Source organism: Thalassospira mesophila (assembly GCF_002115755.1).
GTDB lineage: Bacteria > Pseudomonadota > Alphaproteobacteria > Rhodospirillales > Thalassospiraceae > Thalassospira > Thalassospira mesophila.
Genome location: NZ_JFKA01000001.1, coordinates 934,763 through 955,457 on the forward strand (window position 1 = coordinate 934,763; position 20,695 = coordinate 955,457).

At 55.7% G+C, this 20,695-nt stretch carries 17 protein-coding genes; 12 read left to right on the top strand and 5 right to left on the bottom strand.

Features of this window, described 5'->3' with window-relative positions; translation table 11 throughout:
- The first annotated feature begins 1 nt into the window (after position 1).
- The 6 genes from TMES_RS04165 (at position 2) to TMES_RS04190 (ending at position 8,045) form a co-directional block, all read left to right on the top strand.
- Positions 2 to 979 carry a bifunctional riboflavin kinase/FAD synthetase gene (locus tag TMES_RS04165; protein ID WP_085579613.1) on the top strand — a complete coding sequence of 326 codons (978 nt, stop codon included), beginning with the start codon at positions 2 to 4 and terminating at the stop codon, positions 977 to 979.
- Between the two features lie 99 nt (positions 980 to 1,078).
- The gene (gene ileS, locus TMES_RS04170) at positions 1,079 to 3,916 is read left to right on the top strand and encodes an isoleucine--tRNA ligase (RefSeq protein ID WP_085579615.1); all 2,838 of its coding nucleotides are present in this window, start codon (positions 1,079 to 1,081) and stop codon (positions 3,914 to 3,916) included.
- Between the two features lie 71 nt (positions 3,917 to 3,987).
- Positions 3,988 to 4,461, top strand: coding sequence for a signal peptidase II (lspA, locus tag TMES_RS04175; RefSeq protein ID WP_085579617.1), 474 nt, complete (start codon positions 3,988 to 3,990; stop codon positions 4,459 to 4,461).
- A 49-nt stretch (positions 4,462 to 4,510) separates the two neighbouring features.
- The gene (locus tag TMES_RS04180) at positions 4,511 to 5,083 is read left to right on the top strand and encodes a DUF3035 domain-containing protein (protein WP_085579619.1); all 573 of its coding nucleotides are present in this window, start codon (positions 4,511 to 4,513) and stop codon (positions 5,081 to 5,083) included.
- Positions 5,084 to 5,277: 194 nt separating this feature from the next.
- On the top strand, positions 5,278 to 6,693 hold the full coding sequence (locus TMES_RS04185; RefSeq protein ID WP_085579621.1) for a M16 family metallopeptidase: 1,416 nt from the start codon (positions 5,278 to 5,280) through the stop codon (positions 6,691 to 6,693).
- A gap of 2 nt (positions 6,694 to 6,695) precedes the next feature.
- Positions 6,696 to 8,045 carry a M16 family metallopeptidase gene (locus TMES_RS04190; protein ID WP_085579623.1) on the top strand — a complete coding sequence of 450 codons (1,350 nt, stop codon included), beginning with the start codon at positions 6,696 to 6,698 and terminating at the stop codon, positions 8,043 to 8,045.
- Positions 8,046 to 8,105: 60 nt separating this feature from the next.
- Here TMES_RS04190 and TMES_RS04195 read toward each other — a convergent pair whose 3' ends face one another.
- Entirely contained in the window at positions 8,106 to 8,735 is a 630-nt protein-coding gene (locus tag TMES_RS04195; RefSeq protein WP_158091182.1) for a GntR family transcriptional regulator, read from the bottom strand.
- A 220-nt stretch (positions 8,736 to 8,955) separates the two neighbouring features.
- Here TMES_RS04195 and TMES_RS04200 point away from each other — a divergent pair, with 220 nt between their 5' ends.
- From TMES_RS04200 to mutL, 6 genes are all read left to right on the top strand, one after another.
- Entirely contained in the window at positions 8,956 to 10,395 is a 1,440-nt protein-coding gene (locus tag TMES_RS04200) for a M20 family metallopeptidase (RefSeq protein WP_085579914.1), read from the top strand.
- A gap of 73 nt (positions 10,396 to 10,468) precedes the next feature.
- Positions 10,469 to 11,191, top strand: a complete 723-nt coding sequence (locus TMES_RS04205; protein WP_085579627.1) for an ABC transporter permease — start codon at positions 10,469 to 10,471, stop codon at positions 11,189 to 11,191.
- Entirely contained in the window at positions 11,188 to 11,913 is a 726-nt protein-coding gene (locus TMES_RS04210) for an ABC transporter permease (RefSeq protein ID WP_342746302.1), read from the top strand. The genes TMES_RS04205 and TMES_RS04210 overlap by 4 nt, the downstream gene beginning before the upstream one ends.
- A gap of 1 nt (position 11,914) precedes the next feature.
- On the top strand, positions 11,915 to 12,769 hold the full coding sequence (locus TMES_RS04215; protein ID WP_085579629.1) for an ABC transporter ATP-binding protein: 855 nt from the start codon (positions 11,915 to 11,917) through the stop codon (positions 12,767 to 12,769).
- 45 nt (positions 12,770 to 12,814) lie between these two features.
- Positions 12,815 to 13,657 carry a transporter substrate-binding domain-containing protein gene (locus TMES_RS04220; RefSeq protein ID WP_085579631.1) on the top strand — a complete coding sequence of 281 codons (843 nt, stop codon included), beginning with the start codon at positions 12,815 to 12,817 and terminating at the stop codon, positions 13,655 to 13,657.
- 282 nt (positions 13,658 to 13,939) lie between these two features.
- A complete protein-coding gene (gene mutL, locus TMES_RS04225; RefSeq protein WP_085579633.1) occupies positions 13,940 to 15,907 on the top strand; it encodes a DNA mismatch repair endonuclease MutL in 1,968 nt (655 codons plus the stop codon).
- A gap of 71 nt (positions 15,908 to 15,978) precedes the next feature.
- Here mutL and TMES_RS04230 read toward each other — a convergent pair whose 3' ends face one another.
- The 4 genes from TMES_RS04230 to TMES_RS04245 form a co-directional block, all read right to left on the bottom strand.
- Positions 15,979 to 17,448 (bottom strand): pentapeptide repeat-containing protein, encoded by a 1,470-nt coding sequence (locus tag TMES_RS04230; RefSeq protein WP_158091183.1) that lies wholly within the window; start codon positions 17,446 to 17,448, stop codon positions 15,979 to 15,981.
- A 256-nt stretch (positions 17,449 to 17,704) separates the two neighbouring features.
- Positions 17,705 to 18,673: an OmpA family protein gene (locus TMES_RS04235; protein WP_085579637.1), complete on the bottom strand. Its 969-nt coding sequence runs from the start codon at positions 18,671 to 18,673 to the stop codon at positions 17,705 to 17,707.
- A 56-nt stretch (positions 18,674 to 18,729) separates the two neighbouring features.
- A complete protein-coding gene (locus tag TMES_RS04240) occupies positions 18,730 to 19,509 on the bottom strand; it encodes a motility protein A (RefSeq protein ID WP_085579639.1) in 780 nt (259 codons plus the stop codon).
- 189 nt (positions 19,510 to 19,698) lie between these two features.
- Positions 19,699 to 20,565, bottom strand: coding sequence for a GNAT family N-acetyltransferase (locus TMES_RS04245; protein WP_245835197.1), 867 nt, complete (start codon positions 20,563 to 20,565; stop codon positions 19,699 to 19,701).
- Positions 20,566 to 20,695 lie beyond the last annotated feature (130 nt).

Consider the following 20,695-nt stretch of genomic DNA (forward strand, 5'->3'; position numbering starts at 1 on the left):
GATGCGCGTTTTTCGATCCTTTGAAAATTTGCCCATCGATGCGCGTGGCGCCGTTGTTGCAATTGGCAATTTTGATGGTTTGCATCTGGGCCATCAAACCATTTTGGGCCATGCCCGCAAAATGGCCGCCGAGCGGAATGTTCCCTTGGCAATCCTGACATTCGAGCCGCATCCGCGCATGATTTTTCGCGCAGGCGAGCCGCCGTTTCGTCTGACATCGGCACAGGACCGGGTGGCCGCCGCCGCCGAACTTGATATCGATCTGTTTTACGAAGTTGAATTTGATCGTGCCTTTTCGGCCCTGACCGCCGAAGAATTTATCAAAAGGGTGCTGGTCGACGGGCTGGGTGCGCGCCATGTGGTTGTCGGCTGGGATTTTTGCTTTGGCAAGGGGCGGGCTGGCAATGTGGATACCCTGCGCGCGATGGGCGAGAAAAACGGTTTCGGGGTGAGTGCGGTTGACGCGGTAACCCACGATAACGGCATTGTTTATTCATCGACCGCCATTCGCCAGGCCCTGCGCGAAGGCCGCCCGCAAGATGCGCGAATTTTGCTAGGCCGGCCCTGGGAAATTGGCGGGATTGTTATTCATGGCGATGCCCGCGGGCGCACCATCGGCTTTCCTACTGCCAATGTGGCGCTGGGCTCGCATTTGCGGCCCAAATTCGGGGTTTATGCCGTTCGGCTGGGGCTGGTGGCACCCGATAATGCGCCAACGGTTGAATGCTGGATCGACGGAGTCGCCAATATTGGCGTGCGTCCCAGCTTTGGCGGCGATGCCGAAGCCGGGCTTGAGGCCCATCTTTTTGATTTTGACCGTGACATATATGGTCGTGCTGTTCGGGTTCGCCTGATCGGCTTTATTCGTGGCGAACAGAAGTTCGACGGGCTTGATGCCCTGAAGGCCCAGATTGGCCGTGATGTGAATACGGCCCGTGAAATTCTGGCGGCAAACCCGCCGGTTAATCCCGGGATTTAAAATTGGTTGCGAACCCGCTATGATCCGCGCGCCCTGCGGGGTGCAGCCCGGATTGGGGTTTGCCTGTGAAATAAAGTGCAAGACGACAGGACTGTCACGATGAGCGTCGAATATAAAAAGACCGTTATCCTGCCCCAAACCGATTTTCCGATGCGGGCGGGTTTGCCGAAGATGGAACCGACATTGCTGGAGCAATGGCAGAATGACGATCTTTACGACACCATTCGCGACATTTCCAAAGGCCGCGAAAAGTTTGTCCTGCACGATGGTCCGCCCTATGCCAACGGCCATCTGCATATTGGCCATGCGCTTAACAAGATTTTAAAAGACGTGATTACCCGGTCGCAGCAGATGATGGGCAAAGATGCCGTCTATGTTCCCGGATGGGATTGCCACGGCCTGCCGATTGAATGGAAAATCGAGGAACAATACCGCGCGAAGGGCAAAAACAAGGACGAAGTCCCTGTTGCCGAATTTCGCAAGGAATGCCGCGAATTTGCCCAGAAATGGGTCGATATCCAGCGCGAGGAATTTAAACGTCTGGGTGTGATGGGCGATTGGGATAATCCCTATATCACCATGGATTACCGGGCCGAGGCCGCCATTGCCCGCGAATTGGGCAAGTTTTTGATGAACGGGTCGCTCTATCGCGGGTCCAAACCCGTGATGTGGTCGGTTGTTGAAAAAACAGCCCTGGCCGAAGCCGAAATTGAATATCACGACCATACCAGCAAGACCATTCATGTGCGCTTCCCGGTGGTTACATCATCGGTTGAAGCCCTGAGCGATGCCAGCATCGTCATCTGGACAACAACCCCCTGGACCATTCCGGGTAACCGCGCCATTTCCTATGGCGAGGACATTGACTATGCCGTGATCGAAGTGACCGAAACCGCCGAAGAATGCTGGGCCAAGGTGGGCGAAAAGCTGGCGGTGTGTGTCGATCTGGTTGAAGATATGTGCAAAAATGGCCGTATTCTGGGCCATAAGGTTGTCGGTACGTTCAAGGGACGTGACCTTGAGGGCGGTATTGCCGCCCATCCGTTCCGCGGGCAGGGCTATGATTTTGATGTGCCGTTGTTAGCGGCTGATTATGTCACGACCGATACCGGTACCGGCTTTGTCCATACCGCCCCGACGCACGGCCCGGATGACTATGTGACTGGCCTGAAACACGGGCTGGAAGTGCCCGAAATGATCGATGCCGAAGGCAAATATTACGACCATGTGCCGCTGTTTGCGGGCCGGTTTGTATATGATGCCAACGGCAAGGAAGGCGATGCCAACGAAACCGTTATCGCCAAGCTGATTGAAGACGGCGCCCTTTTGTCGCGCGGGCGGATGAAGCACAGCTATCCGCATTCGTGGCGCTCCAAGGCGCCGGTGATTTACCGGACCACGCCGCAATGGTTTATTTCCATGACGGAAAACGGCCTGCGTGAAACCGCGCTGAAAGCCATTGATGACACCCGCTTTGTGCCCGAAGCCGGGCGCAACCGGTTGCATTCCATGATTGCCAACCGCCCGGACTGGTGTGTATCGCGCCAGCGTGCCTGGGGTGTTCCGATCACGGTGTTTGTCAATAAGAAAACCCGCGAGCCATTGCGCGATCAGGCGGTGCTGGACCGCGTTTATGCCGCCTTCTGTGAAGAAGGGGCCGATGTGTGGTTTACGTGGGATGCGCAACGTTTCCTTGGCAACGATTATAATGCCGATGATTACGAACAGGTGATGGACGTTCTTGATGTGTGGTTTGACTCCGGATCCACGCACAGCTTTGTTCTGGAAGAACGCCCGGACCTTAAATGGCCGGCTGATTTGTACCTTGAAGGATCGGACCAGCATCGGGGCTGGTTCCATTCATCGCTTCTGGAATCGTGCGGCACGCGCGGTCGTGCGCCCTATGATGCGGTTTTGACGCACGGCTTTGTTCTGGATGGCAAGGGCTATAAAATGTCCAAGTCGCTAAACAATGTGATTGCCCCGCAAGACATCATCAAAAAGTTCGGCGCCGATATTTTGCGTTTGTGGGTTGTCAGCTCCGACTACCACGATGACCTGCGGATTTCGGACGAAATCATTCAGCGCCATTCCGACATTTATCGCCGTTTGCGCAATACCCTGCGGTTCTTGCTGGGCAATCTGTCGGGCTTTGATGAGGCCGAAAAAGTTGCCGATAGCGACCTGCCGGAACTTGAACGCTGGGTTTTGCACCGGTTAAGCAAACTGGACGATCTGGTGCGTGAAACCACCGAAGCGTTTGATTTCCATCAGCTGTTTATCGAACTGCATAACTTTTGTGCGCAGGATCTTTCGGCGTTCTTCCTCGATATTCGCAAGGACGCGCTTTATTGCGACGCGCCGACCAGCCTGCGCCGCCGCGCGGCCCGCACCGTGATGGACCGGGTTTTTGACAGCCTGGTACGTTGGCTGGCACCGGTTTTGTGCTTTACCGCCGACGAAGCATGGCGCGCACGTTATGGCAATGACAGCTCGGTTCATGCCCAAACCTATAACGCGGTGTCGGACGGCTGGAAAAACGACGCACTGGCCGCGAAATGGGAAAAAATCCGCAAATTGCGCCGGGTTGTGACCGGGGCACTGGAAGTGGAACGGGCGGAAAAACGCATTGGTGGCAGCCTTGATGCCGCACCAAAAGTTTACGCCAGTGCCGATTATGTCGAGGCCCTGAACGGCCTTGATCTGGCGGAAATTGCCATTACCTCGGATATCGAGCTGATTGCAGGCGACGCGCCCGAAGGGGCTTATCGTCTTGATGATGTGGCCGGTGTGGGTGTTGTGCCTGCCTTGGCCGAAGGTGAAAAATGCGAGCGTTGCTGGCAGATTTTGCCCGATATTGGCGCGCACCCGGAACATAAAACGATTTGCGGGCGCTGTGCCGAGGCCGTTGATGAAATGGGCATAGCTGCCGAATAAGCCGTTTTAAAAAGACATTGGGCCGGGCAAGATGCCCGGCCTTATCCTATGGGCAGACGGAAAGAAAATTGATGAAACATCGCGCCTTTGCCTTTGGCCTGCCGGTGCTGGCGATTGTCTTTATCATTGACCAGTGGACCAAACAGATTGCGATTGACGCGCTGGCCCACCCGGCGCGCTATATCACCGTGACGCCGTTTATGAATTTTGTTCTGGCGTGGAACCCCGGTGTATCGTTTGGCCTGTTTCAGGGGCAAGCCCCGTGGGTGATGATTGCGGGCACCACAGCGATCACCATCGGGTTTCTGGTCTGGATGTGGCGCACACGGGACCGGGTTTTGGGCATCGCCCTGGCAATGGTTGTTGGCGGAGCGGTCGGTAATCTGGTAGACCGGTTGCGTCACGGGGCCGTTACGGACTTTGTTGATTTGCATGTTGCAGGCTATCATTGGCCGGTATTTAATATAGCCGATACCGGAATCACAATTGGAGCCGCGTTGTTGTTGATCGATTCCCTGTTTGGCGGTAAAAAAACTTCGCGATAATTTTTGTCGGGCCGCAGGTGGCCTGATGACAGACTTGCAAGAGGCGTGAATGACCCGGAAATCTCATCTGATCAGGATTGTGGCGCTAACCGGGTTGGCGCTTGCCGTTACCGGTTGTGAATCGACGAAAGAAACCTTTGGTCTGAATAAACAGTCCCCTGATGAATTTCAGGTGGTTTCGCGGGCCCCGCTTAGCCTGCCGCCGGAATATAATTTGCGCGCCCCGGAACCGGGTGTTGCGCGGCCGCAAACGGGTACCACAACCCAGCAGGCCCGCCGTATTTTAACCGGCGAAACGCCGAACCCCGAAGCGCGTGACCTTAATTCAGCCAACCGTAGTGGTGGCGAAGTTGTGCTGCTGGAAAAAGGCGGCGCGCAATATGCCGACCCTGATATTCGGACCGAGGTTGACCGTGAAACCTCGATCCTGATCAACGAAAATGACAGCGTTATCGACAAGCTGGTGTTCTGGCAGAAAAAGCCGGCATTTGGCAGCCAGGTTGACCCGGCCAAGGAAGCAAAACGCATTCGTGACCAGCAAGCCCTTGGCAACCCGGTGACCGCTGGCGATACGCCGACGATTGAACGCCGGAAAAAAGGCATTCTCGAAGATATTTTCTAGAATTTTCCAATGGGGCGGTGGCAAAAATGCCGGATCGCCAAATTGTGATCACATTTACAAGGGCGCGGATCTTCCGCGCCCTTGTTCTGTCATAATCGGTTCTTAATCAGAACATCCCGTACCGTTCCCCAAAAAACGGGCGGGTCATAAAAACAAGTCGCTAAATTCCCGGACAGACTCCCAAGGAAGACAGCATGAAATTTTTGTCCCAACGTTTTTGGCACCACGTCCCGGTCGTGCTTCCGGTTTTGATGATGGTGCTGGTTTTGCTTGCCGCGAGCGCGCGGGCGGCCGTGTTTAACCCCGAAACAACCACGCTGTCCAATGGCATGCAGGTGGTGCTGGTGGAAAACCACCGTGCCCCCGTGGTCACCCATATGGTGTGGTACAAGGCGGGTGCCGCCGATGAAGTGCCCGGAACGTCGGGTATTGCCCATTTCCTGGAGCATTTGATGTTCAAGGGGACCAAGGATATTGGCCCGGGTGAATTTTCCAAAATTGTGGCGCGTAATGGCGGGCAGGACAATGCCTTTACCACATGGGATTACACCGCCTATTTCCAGAACATTGCCCGCGACCGTTTGGGCATGGTGATGGAAATGGAAGCCGACCGGATGCAAAACCTGCAACTGACCGACAAGGTGGTTTTGCCCGAACGCGACGTGATTATCGAAGAACGCCGGATGCGTACCGATAATAACCCCAGTGCGCTGTTGGGCGAGCAGATGCGTAATGCCCTGTTCATGCAGCATCCCTATGGCCGTCCGATTATTGGCTGGTTGCATGAAATGCAGCAACTGACCACCCAGGACGCCATGGCGTGGTACAAAAAATGGTACACGCCCAATAACGCCATTCTGGTGGTAGCCGGTGATATCACCATGGCCGAACTTAAACCGATGGCCGAAAAATATTACGGCGGCATCAAGGGCCACGACGTGCCCAAACGCGTGCGGGTCAAGGAACCAACCCAGCATGCCCCGCGCAAGGTAACGCTGACCGATGCCCGTGTCGGTCAATCGTCGATGTCGCGTTATTATCTGGCACCATCCTATAATACCGAACATGCCGATGAAGCCGCCCCGTTAGAAGTGTTTAGTGAAATTTTAGGGTCCGGTACCACCAGCCGCCTTTATAAGACGCTGGTGGTCGATCAGAAGCTGGCAACGACAGCGGGCAGCTTTTATGACCCGGTGGCGATGGATTTATCGACCTTTGGTTTTTATGCGGTTCCGCGTGATGGCGTGGAAATGGCCGATCTTGAAGCCGCCCTTGATGATGAAATTGCCAAAACGCTAAAAGAAGGCATTACGCAAAAGGAACTTGATGAAGCGCGCCAGCGCCTGCTTGACAGTGCCGTTTTTGCCCGTGATTCGCTTTCGGGTGCCGCGCGTACATTGGGCGAGGCACTCGCCGTTGGGTTGAGCGTTGATCAGGTTGAAAACTGGCCCGACCGGATTAATGCGGTGACTGTTGAACAGGTTAATGACGCTGCCCGTGCGGTGCTGGACGATAAACGTTCGGTGACCGGCTGGTTGTTGCGGCCCAAAGGGGCCAAGGGACCGGGCATGCCCACAGCCCCGGTTACCGGCGAAATGGAGACGCATTGATCATGGCATTTTCATTAAAAACAAAATCGCGCCAGTTTGCCGCCGGTCTGATTGCACTGGTGGGCGTTGCCGGGTTTGGTATTGGTACGGCACAGGCGGTTGAAGTACAGGAAGTGATCAGCAAGGGCGGGATTAAGGCCTGGCTGATCGAGGATCATTTAAACCCGCTTCTGACCGTTGATTTTTCCTTCAAGGGGGCCGGTGCCGCCACCGACCCTGACGGCAAGCTGGGCCGGGCCAATATGGTGTCGGGCCTGATTGACGAAGGCGCTGGCGATATGGACAGCCAGACCTTTCGCGGGCAAATGGAAAACAAATCGATCAGCCTGTCTTATGACGCCGGGCGCGATGATTTTACCGGGTCGCTGGTAACATTAACGCGCGAACGCGAAACAGCGGTAAAGCTGCTTAAATTATCGCTGACCAAGCCGCGCTTTGATGATGAAGCGGTCGAACGCATTCGTTCGCAAATTGTGGCCGGGTTAAAGCAGGAAGAAACCGATCCCGGCTCAATGGCGCAGCGCGCCTTTTTCAAAAGCGTTTTTGGCGATCATCCCTATGCCCGCCCGGTTGAAGGTACCTTTGACACCGTGAATGGCTTGAAAGTTGCTGATCTGCGCGACTTTGTGAAGCAGTCGCTGGCACGCGATAACCTGATTATCGGTGTCGCGGGCGATATCACGGCCAAGGAACTGGGTCCGTTGCTAGACGATGCCTTTGGCGGTTTGCCCGAACATAGCAAATTGCCGAAAATTCCGGCTGTGACGCCGAAATTTGGCGGTGATGTGAAGGTGATTGCGCAAGATAACCCGCAAAGCCAGGCGATGTGGGGCCAAAAAGGCATTGCCCGCAAGGACAAGGATTTTTACGCCGCCTATGTGATGAACTATATTCTGGGTGGGGGTGGTTTTTCATCGCGCCTGACCGAGGAAGTCCGTGAAAAACGCGGGCTGGCCTATGGTGTTTATAGCTATCTTGCTAATCTGGACCAGGCCAATATCATGATGGGCGGGGTTGCCACGCGCAACGATGCGATTGGCAAAAGCCTGTCGGTTATTCGGGGTGAATGGCAAAAAATGCAGCAAAAGGGCATTAGCCAGACCGAACTGGACAATGCCAAATCCTATCTGACCGGCGCGTTTCCATTACGCTTTACCAGCCTTGGCAATTTGTCGGGCATGCTGGTGGGGATGCAAAGCGAGGATCTGGGCATCGATTTCCTGGATAAACGCAATGATTACGTTAACGCCATTACCCTTGATGATGTGAACCGCGTTGCCGGGGAATTGCTGGACCCGGACCACGTTACCGCGATTGTGGTGGGCAAGCCGGAAGGAAAATTAACCTTCTAACGGTCTGATACACCGGATTTGGATTTTCAAAACACGGCAGGATTTCCTTGCCGTGTTTTTTTATGCGACCTGCATGATGTGGCGGCGGATGGCGTCTTCAAGGGCCTTGGCATCGCGGTTGCGAACGGCGGTGACCATTTCAAAATGTTCGATGCTGGATTGTTTGACGCGCTGGCGGGTTTTCCATTGCCCGGCCGGGGCCGAGGGGATGCGGTGGCGCAGATCGTCGATGGTGGCCGATATTTGCGGGTTGCCCGACATGCTAAGCAACTGGTGGTGAAAGGCCTGATTGGCTTCGTGTTGCTGCACAATGCTGCCGGTATCGATTAAATCTTCGAAATTTTGCGCCATTTTTTGCAAAAGTTCGCATTCCGGGCCGGTGCCGTGGCGAATGATGCGTGCCGCTGCGGCACATTCGATCATGGCGCGTAAATCAAGCAGGTCGCGGACCTCGTCGCCATCGGCTTCGTAAACGTAATAGCCGCGATTGAGTTCGTGGCGGATCAGCTGTTTTTGCGCCAGCCGGTCCAGCGCCAGACGGATCATGGGCCGCGACGTTTTGTAGCGTTGCTGCAGTTCGATCTGTTTTAACCACGAGCCGGGTGCATAGGCCCCGGCCTGAATGTCGGTGGCGATCTGGTCCATCAGGTCGGCTTCTGTGTCGCTGTGTGCGGGTTTCAACGTTTCCACGGATTGCTCTTTTTTGTGCATTGGACGCGCGAAAGGTGCGCTTTTATTTATATCGAACTGGCGAGAACATGCCAGCGCCAACCTTCTGCATAATTAGTACGCAGTTTTGCGTAGTGCATATTTTTCACCCAAAAAACCGGTTTGTTCTTTACAAAGGGAAAATATGCGCCAAAATTGGCACCAATTTACAGATGATGAATACGGATACAAGGAAAATCACATGGCTGCCACGTCGAATGCCGACGCGATCTGGACAATGGTAGAGGGGCATGGCCCCGATTTGTGCGCCATGAGTGACGAGATCTGGGAAACCCCGGAACTGAATTATCAGGAAACCAAAAGCGTTGCCCGCCACAAGGATATGCTGGCGCAAAAGGGCTTTCGCGTTTCCGAAAATATTGGCGGCATTCCCACCGCCGTAATGGGCGAGGCCGGTGACGGCGGCCCGGTGATTGCGATTTTGGGGGAATATGACGCGCTGCCGGGCTTAAGTCAGGAAGCCGGTATTGCCGAACAAAAACCGCGTAATGACAGCGACAACGGGCATGGTTGCGGCCATAACCTGTTGGGGTCCGGCGCGATGCTGGCCGCGATTGCCGTGCGCGATTTTTTGCAAAGCAATAATTTGCCCGGTCGGGTGCGCTATTATGGTTGCCCGGCGGAAGAAGGCGGATCGGCCAAGGGTTTTATGGTGCGTGCCGGTGCGTTTGATGATGTTGACGTTGCCATTTCGTGGCATCCGGCCCCTTTTGCCGGGGTTAATAACCCGATTTCGCTGGCCTGTAACGAACTGGAATTTCATTTCAAGGGCCGGGCGGCGCATGCGTCATCCTCGCCGGAACTGGGGCGCAGCGCGCTTGACGCGGTGGAGCTGATGAATGTCGGTGCCAATTACATGCGCGAGCATATGCCCAGCACCGCGCGCCTGCATTATGCCCTGATCAATGCCGGTGGTGTTGCGCCCAATGTGGTGCAAGCCAATGCCACGGTGCGCTACCTGATCCGTGCGCGCGAACTTGACGAGCTGATCGAACTGGTTGAACGGGTCAAGAAAATTGCCCAGGGTGCAGCGCTGATGACCGAAACCAGTGTCGAACATGTGGTGGTGAGCGGGGATGCCAACCTGATTGGCAATACCCCGCTTGAACAACTGATGTATCGCAAGCTCGAAGCGCTTGGCCCGCCGGAATTTGACGAGGCCGATCGCGACTTTGCCCGTGAAATTCAGGCAACGCTTAGCGAAAAGGACATCCGTGCGGCCTATGCCCGGTTTGGCCTGAAGCCGCGCCTGGATGTGCCGTTATGCGACACGATTTTCCCGCCTGAAAGTGGCGATGGCCGCCATGTTGGGTCGACCGATGTCGGCACGGTCAGCTGGGTGGTGCCCACCGTGCAAATGCGCGGTGCAACCTATGCCATTGGCACCCCGGGCCATAGCTGGCAGTTGGTGGCACAGGGCAAAATGCCGGCTGCGCACAAAGGCATGGTCCATGCGGCCAAGGTGATGGCGGCAACGGCATCCGAACTGTTTGCCGACCCGTCGCTGGTGGCAGCCGCCAAGGCCGATTTTGCCGAACGTCGCGAAGGTCGGCCGTTTATCAACCCGATCCCCGATGATGTGAACCCGCCAATCCCCGGTTACGGCGAGGCAGCAGAGTAATGGCCCGGCCAGCCCGTTTAACCTGTTTATACGGGCTGGCTGTGCCCGCCCACCACCAAGAAAGGATGCGCTGATGTCGCATGCCAGTTTCTGGGAATTGATGAATTTTGGCCCCGATGGCTGGGGCTGGTCGATGATGCGTGCCGCGGGCGTGACCGTGATGGTTGCGTTGGCCGGTTTTATACTGGGCGGGTTTATTGGCAGTTTTGGCGCGTGGGCGAAAATTGCCGGTAATCGCCCGGTACGAATTGCCGCTGATGCCTACACCACCATTTTGCGCGGTATTCCCGACCTTTTGGTGATTTTTCTGTTTTATTTTGGCGGCAGTCTGGCGCTGTCGGCGATCTATCGTGCCTTTGGCGGCGAGGGATTTGTTGATTTTCCCGGTTTTGCCGCCGGGGCGATGGCGATTGGCCTGACATCGGGCGCGCAACATACCGAAGTGTTCCGCGGTGCCTATTACGCCATTCATGACGGCGAACTCGAAGCGGCAAAGGCCGCAGGCATGACACGCATGATGATGCTGCGCCGGATCATTATGCCGTTATTGCTGCGCCATGCCTTGCCGGGGCTGGGTAATATCTGGCAGGTGGTGCTTAAAGAATCGGCCCTGGTGTCGGTTACCGGTTTGATCGAACTGGCCCGTCAGGCCCAGATCGGGGCCGGGTCGACCCGCCAGCCGTTCTATTTCTTTATGGCCGCAGCCTTGCTGTTTTTAATGATCACGTTTGTCTCTAACCGGGTGTTCCGGTTCTCCGAGGCGCATTTTTCACGCGGGGTTCGGGGGGCAAGATGATCGATTTTCCATTTATGTATGAGGCGCTGATGCGCCTTTTGCCCGGCATTCCCATGACCTTGCAACTGGCCTTCATTGCCTCGGCCTTCGGGGTGTTTTTTGCCCTTGCCGCCGCATTAATGCAGTTGTCGGGCAATGTGGTTTTGCGCTCCATCGCCGATTTTTATGTGTTTTGCATTCGCGGCACGCCGCTTTTGATCCAGATATTTCTGATCTATTACGGCATGGGACAGTTTGATTTTATCCGTCACAGCTTTATGTGGCCGATCCTGCGTGAACCCTACTGGTGCGCAATTTTCGCCCTGATGTTTAATACCGGTGCCTATGGCAGCCAGATTGTACGCGGCGGATTGTTATCGGTGCCGCGCGGACAGGTGGAAGCCGCACGCAGCTGTGGCATGTCGCAGGTTTTGATTTATCGCCGCATTATCTTGCCGCTCGCCATTCGTCAGGCGTTACCGGCCTATGGCAACGAGGTGATTTTGCTTTTGAAGGCAACCTCGCTGGCATCGATCATTACCCTGATGGAAATTACCGGGCTGGCAGCCAAGATGATTTCGGAAACATACCGTGTGGTCGAGGTGTTTCTGGTCGCGGGCAGCCTGTATTTGCTGATCAATTTCATTTTATCACGCGGCGTCGCGGTGCTGGAAAAACGGCTGATGCGCCATACCGCTGCCGAACGCCCGTCGTCACGGGTTGCCGCACGGGGGGCTGCATAACATGTCATCATCTGCTTTGGCACAGCCGGTGTTGCAAGATCCGGATCTGGCGCTGGCGGCATCCTCTGCCGATGCGCAGCTTTCGGGGCAAAAAACCGCGATCAGCATTCGCAACCTGCATAAAAACTTTGGCGATGTTGAAGTGCTTAAGGGCATTGATATTGATGTCGCCGAAGGGCAGGTGGTGTCGATTTTAGGGTCTTCGGGCTCTGGAAAATCAACCTTGTTGCGCTGTGTGAATTTCCTGGAATCCCCGACCATGGGCGAAATCACCATTGCCGGGGAAACTGTGCGCACGCGTCCGGGCAAAAATGGCGACCTTGAAGCGGCTGATATTGGCCAGCTGAACCGCCTGCGCAGCAATGTCGGCATGGTGTTTCAAAGTTTTAATTTGTGGTCGCATAAAACCGTTCTGGAAAATGTCATGGAAGCGCCGGTTTATGTGCAAAAGCGCCCGGTGGCCGAATGCCATGACGAAGCCTGCGCCTATCTGGAAAAGGTGGGTATTTACGACAAACGGTTTTCCTACCCGTCACGCCTGTCAGGCGGGCAGCAACAACGTGCGGCCATTGCCCGGTCATTGGCGATGCATCCCAAGGTTATGCTGTTTGACGAACCGACATCGGCACTGGACCCCGAACTGGTGGGCGAAGTGTTGCGTGTGATGCGCGCACTGGCCGACGAGGGACGGACCATGCTGGTGGTGACACACGAAATGGGATTTGCCCGCGAGGTTTCCAACCGGGTGATTTTCCTCGAACAGGGATGGATCGAGGAAGACGGCGCACCCGAAACGGTGTTTGGGGCCAGCCGTTCGGCCCGGTTCCGGCAATTCATCGCGGCCCAGCCGCATTAACAAAACCGGCGATATAACGCCAAAACAATCATCACGGAGGCCTAAATGAAATTTGGTAAACTGGTTCTGGCCGTTTGCATGGGGCTGGCAATGCTGGGCCATGCGCAAGCCAAGGAATGGAAGCACATCACGATTGCCACCGAAGGGGCATTTCCCCCGTGGAATGCAACCAAGCCCGATGGCTCGCTGGATGGCTATGAAATCGATTTGTACAAGGATTTGTGCAAACGGATGAATGTGGAATGCACCATGGTGACGCAGGCATGGGACGGTATTATTCCGGCCCTGACGGCGGGCAAGTTTGATGCAATTATGGCGGGCATGTCGGCGACGGCAAAACGCGAAAAAATCATCAGCTTTTCTGAATCCTATGGCACCACCGGCCAGACCTTTGCCGTTGCACGCGGCAGCGATCTTGAAAAAATGCCGCATTTTGGCGAAGTTTTCTCTCTCGAAACCGAATTGCCGCAGGCTGAAAAAGCGATTGAAGACATCAAGCCGCTGTTGAAGGGCAAAATCATCGGGGTGCAGACCGCGTCCATCGCGTCGGTATTCCTTGATAAATACCTCAAAGGCACCGCCGAAATCCGTGAATACAAATCAACCGAACAGCATGACCTTGATTTGCTGGCAGGCCGCGTTGACGTGATCATGGCATCGATGGGCTACCTTTCAACGGCTGCGGCCAAAGAAGGCAACAGCGACATGGTTGTCGCCGGTCCGCGTTTCCAGCGTGGCATTCTGGGCCGTGGCAGCTCGGTTGGCTTGCGCAAGGAAGATACCGATCTGCGCGACATGTTTAACAAGGCCATTGCCGAAGCCAAGGCCGATGGCACGATCAAAAAACTGTCGGACAAATGGTTTGGCTTTGATGTAACGCCGCATTGATTTTAAATCGGGATAGCTCAACCTTCCCGGTTTATATCAATATGGGCTGATCGTGATCGATCAGCCCATCCCTCAAGCGCCGGGCACCGGGCATCTGCCGGTTTGGCTTTGGCGCCACAGGGCGCGCGGCCCCGTCGGGCCTAACCACGTCGCAATTGGAATAATTGATTGCGACGTGGTGTTTAAATAACGCAGGGGCAGCGAAAGTGATTTCGCCGCCCCTGTTGCTTTTGGGGGCTGTGCCCTTCTATATAGGGTATCGAACAACACAGGCTTTTGTTTATGTCGCTGCGCATTCTGCCCCAGAATCTGATCAACCAGATTGCCGCCGGTGAGGTGGTTGAACGCCCGGCTGCGGCGTTGAAAGAACTGGTGGAAAATGCGCTCGATGCCGGGGCGCAAAAGGTGGATGTTGCCCTGCGCGAAGGCGGGCGGACATTGTTATCGGTTACCGATGACGGGCGCGGCATGACCCCTGAGGAACTCGCCCTGGCGGTTGAACGCCATGCGACATCAAAATTGCCCGATGATGATTTGTTCAACATTGCCTTTATGGGCTTTCGCGGTGAAGCCTTGCCGTCCATCGGCTCGGTCTCGCGGATGCGATTGACCAGCCGGACCAAGGACGCCCCAAACGCCTGGAGCCTGAGCATCGAAGGTGGCCACAAGGGCGAACCCGAACCCGCAGCCCACCCGTTTGGCACCCGGGTTGAGGTGCGTGATTTGTTTTATGCCACCCCGGCGCGGTTGAAATTTTTAAAAACCGCGCGCACCGAACAGATGTATGCGCGCGAGATTATGGAACGCCTGGCAATGGCGCGGCCCGACGTTGGCTTTAGCCTTAGCGGCGATAACAACAAATCGATCCTGAATTACCCGGCGTGTAGTGGCGATTTGTTTGATGCGCGCCTGAAACGCCTTGGCGCGGTGATGGGCCGCGAATTTCAGGATAACGCCTTGCAGATCGAGGCCGAACGCGAAGGCACGCGCCTGACCGGCTATGCCGGGGTGCCGACGCTGAACCGTGGCAATGCGCAAATGCAGTTTTTGTTTGTCAATGGTCGCCCGGTCAAAGACCGGTTGTTGCAGGGGGCGGTGCGCGGGGCTTATCAGGATTTTCTGGCGCGTGATCGCCACCCGTTGCTGGCGCTGTTTTTGGAAGTTGAACCGCGCGAGGTGGATGTAAACGTGCATCCCGGCAAAACCGAGGTGCGCTTTCGCGATCCGGGCATGGTGCGCGGCCTGATCGTGGGGGCATTAAAACATGCGTTGGCCGGGGCCGGGCACCGCGCATCGACCACAGTTGCCGACATGGCAATGGGGGCAGTGCGCCGTGAAGGCGACGACGGCAATGGTATGCCCTATGGCGCGCTTGGCAGTGCATCGGGCCGAATGGCGGGGTTTGGCGGTTATAACCGCAACCCCAATGCCTATCCCGGCCATCAGGCGATTGAACGTAATTATGCCGCCCAGGCACCTTATGATAATGGCGGCTTGTTTGACCGCCCGCGTGATTTTGGCGGTCATCCTTCTGCCGGGCAGGGGAATGGGCCGGGCGACGGGTATGATGGCGGCTTTGCCGGGGCGGCTGCGGCGGCACTGGCGGGCGGCTATGCCAGCGCGTCGCCATCCGCCCGCATCGATGCCACCGATGACACCCGCTTTGTTGATCATCCTTTGGGGGCGGCCCGTGGGCAGGTTCATGCCAATTACATCATCGCGCAAACCCGTGATGGGCTGGTGATTGTCGATCAGCACGCCGCGCATGAACGCATTGTTTATGAACGCATGAAGGCCGATCTGGCGCAAACCGGGGTTAAGCGCCAGGGTTTGTTATTGCCCGAGGTGGTGGAGCTTGATGAATCCGGTGCCGACCGGGTGGCCGAACGCGCCGAGGAATTTGCTGAACTGGGGCTGGTGATTGAACCGTTTGGCCCTGGCGCGATTGTGGTACGCGAAGTGCCCGCGATGCTGGGCAAGGTTGATGTCGCAGCCCTTGTGCGTGATCTGGCCGATGAACTGGCGGAACTGGGCGAGGGCATGGCCCTTAAAGACCGGTTGATGCATGTGTGTGCGACTATGGCGTGTCATGGCTCGGTGCGCTCTGGTCGTAAACTGAATGCCGATGAAATGAACGCCCTGTTGCGTCAGATGGAAGCCACCCCCCATTCCGGCCAGTGCAACCATGGCCGCCCAACCTATGTCGAGCTGAAATTGCATGACATTGAAAAGATGTTTGGCCGCAGATAACCCCACCGCCTGAACCCTAATCAGATAAGGCAAAGCCCCGATATAGCCCGACGCAGATGTGCCCGCTGCGATCAGAGGGTTTTAAGCGCCATGTCGCGGGGCAGGCGGGTGTTGGTATTGATCCGGGCGCGCTGAATTTGCTCGGCAAACAGCCCTTTAACCGTCGAAAGATCGGCATCGCGCAAATCGGTTTGGGTCAGATTACAGCCGCTTAAATCGCAATTGACGAGTTTGGCACCGCGCAGACTTGCATGGGCAAGGTCGGCGCCCAAAAAGACGGTGCCGGTCAGGGTTGCATCGGCAAAGCGGGCGTTGCTTAAGCGGCTGGTTGCCAATATTGCGTTTTTCAGATTGGCCCCGGTAAAATCAGCGGCGGTTAAATCGCAGCGGCGAAAAACTGCACCTTCGCAATTGGCCTTGCGCAAACAGGCTTGTGGCAATACGCAACGGGTCAGATCTATATTTTCCAGATCTTCATCGCGCAAATCGGCATGGGCAAAGGAAATCTTCTGTCCCTCCTTGCCACCGGTATCGACCCACATTTTGTGGGTTTGCAGGGCGTCGCGAATATCAACCTCGATCAGGTCGGGATCAAGGGTTTGGTCATTGAGGGTTTCTTCATCGGCGGATAAATCATTAGCCCCCAGATCGTCTTTGGGCGGGGCGGTGTCGCGGGCCGTGTTGGCGGCAGCGGCAGGTGAACCAATTTCGGTGCGAACAGGTTGTTTCTCAGCCTTGGTGGCGGTGCGCATTTCCAGCGCCGGGACGGCCTTGGTACGGTCCGCCGCTACGGTCAGTAAATCATCGTCTTGCAAGGATATGCGCGCGGTTTCGCCACCCGGTGCTGGTGCCTCTGCCAACATGGCACCACCAGAAAGGGCGGTGCGGTCACGCGGGGCTGGGGGGCGAGAAATGCTGGTGGCTTTACGGGCAGAGCGCAGGGTTGTCCCCGCATTTATCGGGCGTGCGGTCGATGCGCGTGCCCGGCGATTGGCCACGGCGGGCTCATCTTGCGTGTCATTGTGGATGTCGTTAGCGGACGCATCGGCGGGATCGTTGCTGTTTTCAGGTTGCGGGGCCTGTGCGGGGTTTTCGGACGGGATTTTTTTGCGCGACGGCCCAAAATAGTCGCCTTCAAGTACAAAGCGGCGTGGCGATTTGATCACTGTGGTGATAATGCGATGCAGGCGGTCAGGGTTAAGCGGTTGGCGAAAAACCCCTTCGATGCCCGCAAGAACGGCATCGCGCATGGCATCGCGGTTAAGCGATTTTGCGCCGAGCAGAACCGGCACCTGATTGAAATAGGTATTCTCCTGGCCCGACATCGCGCGCAGATAGCGGATGGTTTTGATCCCCTGATACCCGTCAAGCTGCAGGCTGACCATGACCAGTTGCGGGCGATGACGATGGGCCAGAGCCAGGGTTTCTTCCTGGGTTTCGCACGCATAAAACGCACCGATATTTAGCGGCTGCAAGGCTTCGCGCATCAGGCTGGCGGCCTTGAGGCTGTAATCGGCATACAGAACGGACAGGTCTGACATCGGATGCATTTCTGGAATGGGCCCTGAAAGAATAACTATACCTATGCATATGGGGTATATACCAGCTTTGTGCAGTGGCAAGAGGCAATCTAACGCAGGCGGGCAGGAAATTTGTTATTGAATTGTTGGTGAACGGGTGTGCGAGCGGTGTTGAAAAACGGGGCCATCGTTCTTTGACCGAGCGTTTTCCTGTCCGATATATCAGGGGCTTTTGCTGGTTTGGGTGCCGCGATTGTCGGCTGACGCGGTTTTTTGCTTAGGGCCGGGACTGGCGAATAAACCCTGTGCCAACACGTCGATTTTCTTCACCCGTGCCCGGCGCGCCCAGCGACGTGCCATTTTCAGAGCGGGTGCCAAAACTGCCCGGAGGGCTGGTGCTTGTGGGGCTGCTGGCGGGCAAATTGGCGGCATCAGGGTTGGGGTTGGCCGTGTCGCCGTTTTGGGTGCCCTGGGTGTCTTCCATAATAATGGTCAGCTCGACCCGGCGGTTTTTGGATCGTCCTTCGGCTGTGTCATTGCTGGCAATCGGGCGGCTGTCGCCAAAGCCCTGCAAGATCAACCGGTCGGGCTTCATGTCGTTTTCATTGATCATCCAGTGCAAAACCGAGGTTGCCCTTGATGCAGACAAATCCCAGTTCGACTGAAACCGGGACGACGGCGATAACGGGATATTATCGGTATGACCCGCGACAATTACGGTGCCATCGGTTTGTTTGATGACGGGCAAAACGCGGTTTAAAATTGCGCCGAATTCCTCGTTGATTTGCGAGGAGCCCGAGGGGAAGGCAATGTCGTCGGGGAAACGCACGACGACTTCATCCCCTTTGCGTTCAATGCCGATTTCGTCGGCCAGACCCATTCGGTGAAGAACCGTCTGGATGGTGTTTTCGAGTTTTTCCGCCCGTTCGCTGCCGGTGTCGGATTTGTCAATTTCGACCTGGGGTGTTTGCACCGGCGGCAGGTCGGTGACCACGCGCGGGGTATCGGGCGAGGGGTTTTTAAGCGCCTTGCCCAAAAGCGAGCCATCCATTTCGATGACACCGGAAAGTTTGTCTTCCTTGCTAAAGCCGAAGGCCGATTTGACCGACCCGGCAATCGCCTTGTATTTCACCACATCCATTTCGGCAAATGTCAGCAACAGCACAAACAGCACCAGCAACAGCGACATCAAGTCAGCAAATGTTGCCATCCATGCGGGGGCGCCGGCTGCCGGTTTTTTTGCCATAGGGTGAAATTATCCAGAAAATGCAAAAACAAGTGTGGCGCGATAAGGTTTCGGGGTCAAGAACTGGCCGCCGCATCGTCGCCGTCTTCAACCGGGATGCCGCCGGGCAGATAAGGCCCCAGAATTTCGCGCATCACCAGCGGGCTTTGGCTGGCTTGAATCTGTACAACAGATTCGACAATCAGTTCCTTGGTATTACGCAATTGTTCAACCTTTAACGCCAGTTTATCGGCAATGGGCAGGGCGATAAGATTGGCCAGAACCGCACCATAAAATGTGGTCAGCATGGCAATTGCCATGGCCGGGCCAATGGCATCGGGGTCGGAAAGGTTGGCCAGCATCTGCACCAGCCCCACCAGGGTTCCGATCATGCCAAAGGCCGGAGCGGTGTCGCCGATACCGCGAAACATCACTTCGCCCAGTTCGTCGCGCTGGATTGATTTTGCAACTTCGCTGGAAATTGAACTGCGAATGACATCGCCATTATGGCCATCGACACACATGCGAATGCCGCGTTTCATGATGGCGTTTTCAATTTCAACGCTTTCCAGCCCCAACAACCCGTTCTTGCGCACCAGCGACGACAGTTCCATCGCTTTTTCGTAAATCGACTGGGGGTCTTCCTTGGGATTTTTAAAGGCAATGCTGATGCCGGTTTTCATCGACTTCATCACATCGCGCATCGGGAATTTGATCAATGTGGCAGCGGTCGTTCCGCCAAAAACAACCATGATCGATGGATAGTCGATAAAGGCGCTAAGGCTGCCACCCATAAAAATGGCGCCAACAATAACGCCCATCCCGCCAATAATTCCAATGAGTGTTGCGATATCCATTGTATCTGACTGCTACCTGTTGTGGTTCGGGACGGAGTTCGATGGCCGGGGCAATATGCCACTAGAACAGATTGGGGGGTAACTATCCGATTTCCATAGTGAAACTGTTTTTATTCCCTGACCCTATACTGGGCGCAGTTTTGCCGGTTTTGCAAATGGGGAAAATTGTTAATTTATCCCCGTTGCCCGCTATCCTAATTCGAAACTTGAAATGCTAAAGGTTTTTGCAAGATCAAGTTTTGGTGCATGGCCGCGATACATGCGTGCGGTTTCAAATACCGGTGCCATCCCGTATTTTTGGGCAAGGCTTGCCGCAGCCGCGTTGGGTTCGGGGATATCGAGAAAGACCGGGCGATCAGGATTACCCTCACGCCGGGCCAGCAATGCCTGAAACAGGCAATCGGCATCCTCAGGGTTTTGGGCAAAAAGCGGGCCGATTTTATAGCCATCCAGGCACGGCCGGATCACGCCATACCCGCGCACCCCCATCGGGCCATAAAGGGCCAGGGCTGTGTGTTTTTCGCTGCCGATCCAGCCGCTCAGAAACGATAATCGCGACTCGGCAAACAGATGCAGGCTTTGTTCAAACGCATCGACAATGGCGATATCGTCAATTTTCAAGTCGAACAAATCGGCAGGTGCAACAAATGATGCGGGCGTTGCAACGGTGCCTGCCATGCGAATGGTGCGATGGGCCAATTGAAAGCCCGATTTTGCATAATGATCTTGCTGGTCCACCACGCCATCAAGGCCAATGGTCTGTGCGACAGGGCCGTTAAGCACGCTGTTCCATAACCGCAGGCCCAGCCCTTGTCCGCGGCGGTCGGGACGGCACATGTAAAAGCCGATAAAGGCAAAATCGGCACTGTATGTGACGCAGGAAATAACCGCTGCCAGGCCGTTTTTATCAAACGCCCCCCAAAATCCTTCGGGGTCGGTATGCCAGAATGACGCCAGATCATCCGTGCCAGGATTCCATCCTTCGTCGGCGGCCCATTGCAGCATTGTGGTCAGGTCTTTTTCGCGCAAGCGCCGGATTTTTTCAGGATTAGCCATCATTCTTCCGTAAGGATATCGCATCTGTCCTTATGGTTTAGCGCATTTCAGCGAGCAGAAAAAAGAATATCGGCGTTACGTGCCATAAAAAATTGCGAATGATTTTCATTTGTAATATTACGGTGCGTAA

Excerpts from the sequence above, each read along its gene's own strand:
- TMES_RS04220 (WP_085579631.1), top strand. The coding sequence starts at position 12,815 with ATGAAATTTGGTAAACTGGTTCTGGCCGTTTGCATGGGGCTGGCAATG.
- ileS (WP_085579615.1), top strand. The coding sequence starts at position 1,079 with ATGAGCGTCGAATATAAAAAGACCGTTATCCTGCCCCAAACCGATTTT.
- TMES_RS04185 (WP_085579621.1), top strand. The coding sequence starts at position 5,278 with ATGAAATTTTTGTCCCAACGTTTTTGGCACCACGTCCCGGTCGTGCTT.
- lspA (WP_085579617.1), top strand. The coding sequence starts at position 3,988 with ATGAAACATCGCGCCTTTGCCTTTGGCCTGCCGGTGCTGGCGATTGTC.
- TMES_RS04235 (WP_085579637.1), bottom strand. The coding sequence starts at position 18,673 with ATGGCAAAAAAACCGGCAGCCGGCGCCCCCGCATGGATGGCAACATTT.
- TMES_RS04230 (WP_158091183.1), bottom strand. The coding sequence starts at position 17,448 with ATGTCAGACCTGTCCGTTCTGTATGCCGATTACAGCCTCAAGGCCGCC.
- TMES_RS04245 (WP_245835197.1), bottom strand. The coding sequence starts at position 20,565 with ATGGCTAATCCTGAAAAAATCCGGCGCTTGCGCGAAAAAGACCTGACC.
- TMES_RS04165 (WP_085579613.1), top strand. The coding sequence starts at position 2 with ATGCGCGTTTTTCGATCCTTTGAAAATTTGCCCATCGATGCGCGTGGC.
- TMES_RS04210 (WP_342746302.1), top strand. The coding sequence starts at position 11,188 with ATGATCGATTTTCCATTTATGTATGAGGCGCTGATGCGCCTTTTGCCC.
- TMES_RS04200 (WP_085579914.1), top strand. The coding sequence starts at position 8,956 with ATGGCTGCCACGTCGAATGCCGACGCGATCTGGACAATGGTAGAGGGG.
- mutL (WP_085579633.1), top strand. The coding sequence starts at position 13,940 with ATGTCGCTGCGCATTCTGCCCCAGAATCTGATCAACCAGATTGCCGCC.
- TMES_RS04240 (WP_085579639.1), bottom strand. The coding sequence starts at position 19,509 with ATGGATATCGCAACACTCATTGGAATTATTGGCGGGATGGGCGTTATT.
- TMES_RS04190 (WP_085579623.1), top strand. The coding sequence starts at position 6,696 with ATGGCATTTTCATTAAAAACAAAATCGCGCCAGTTTGCCGCCGGTCTG.
- TMES_RS04180 (WP_085579619.1), top strand. The coding sequence starts at position 4,511 with ATGACCCGGAAATCTCATCTGATCAGGATTGTGGCGCTAACCGGGTTG.
- TMES_RS04205 (WP_085579627.1), top strand. The coding sequence starts at position 10,469 with ATGTCGCATGCCAGTTTCTGGGAATTGATGAATTTTGGCCCCGATGGC.
- TMES_RS04215 (WP_085579629.1), top strand. The coding sequence starts at position 11,915 with ATGTCATCATCTGCTTTGGCACAGCCGGTGTTGCAAGATCCGGATCTG.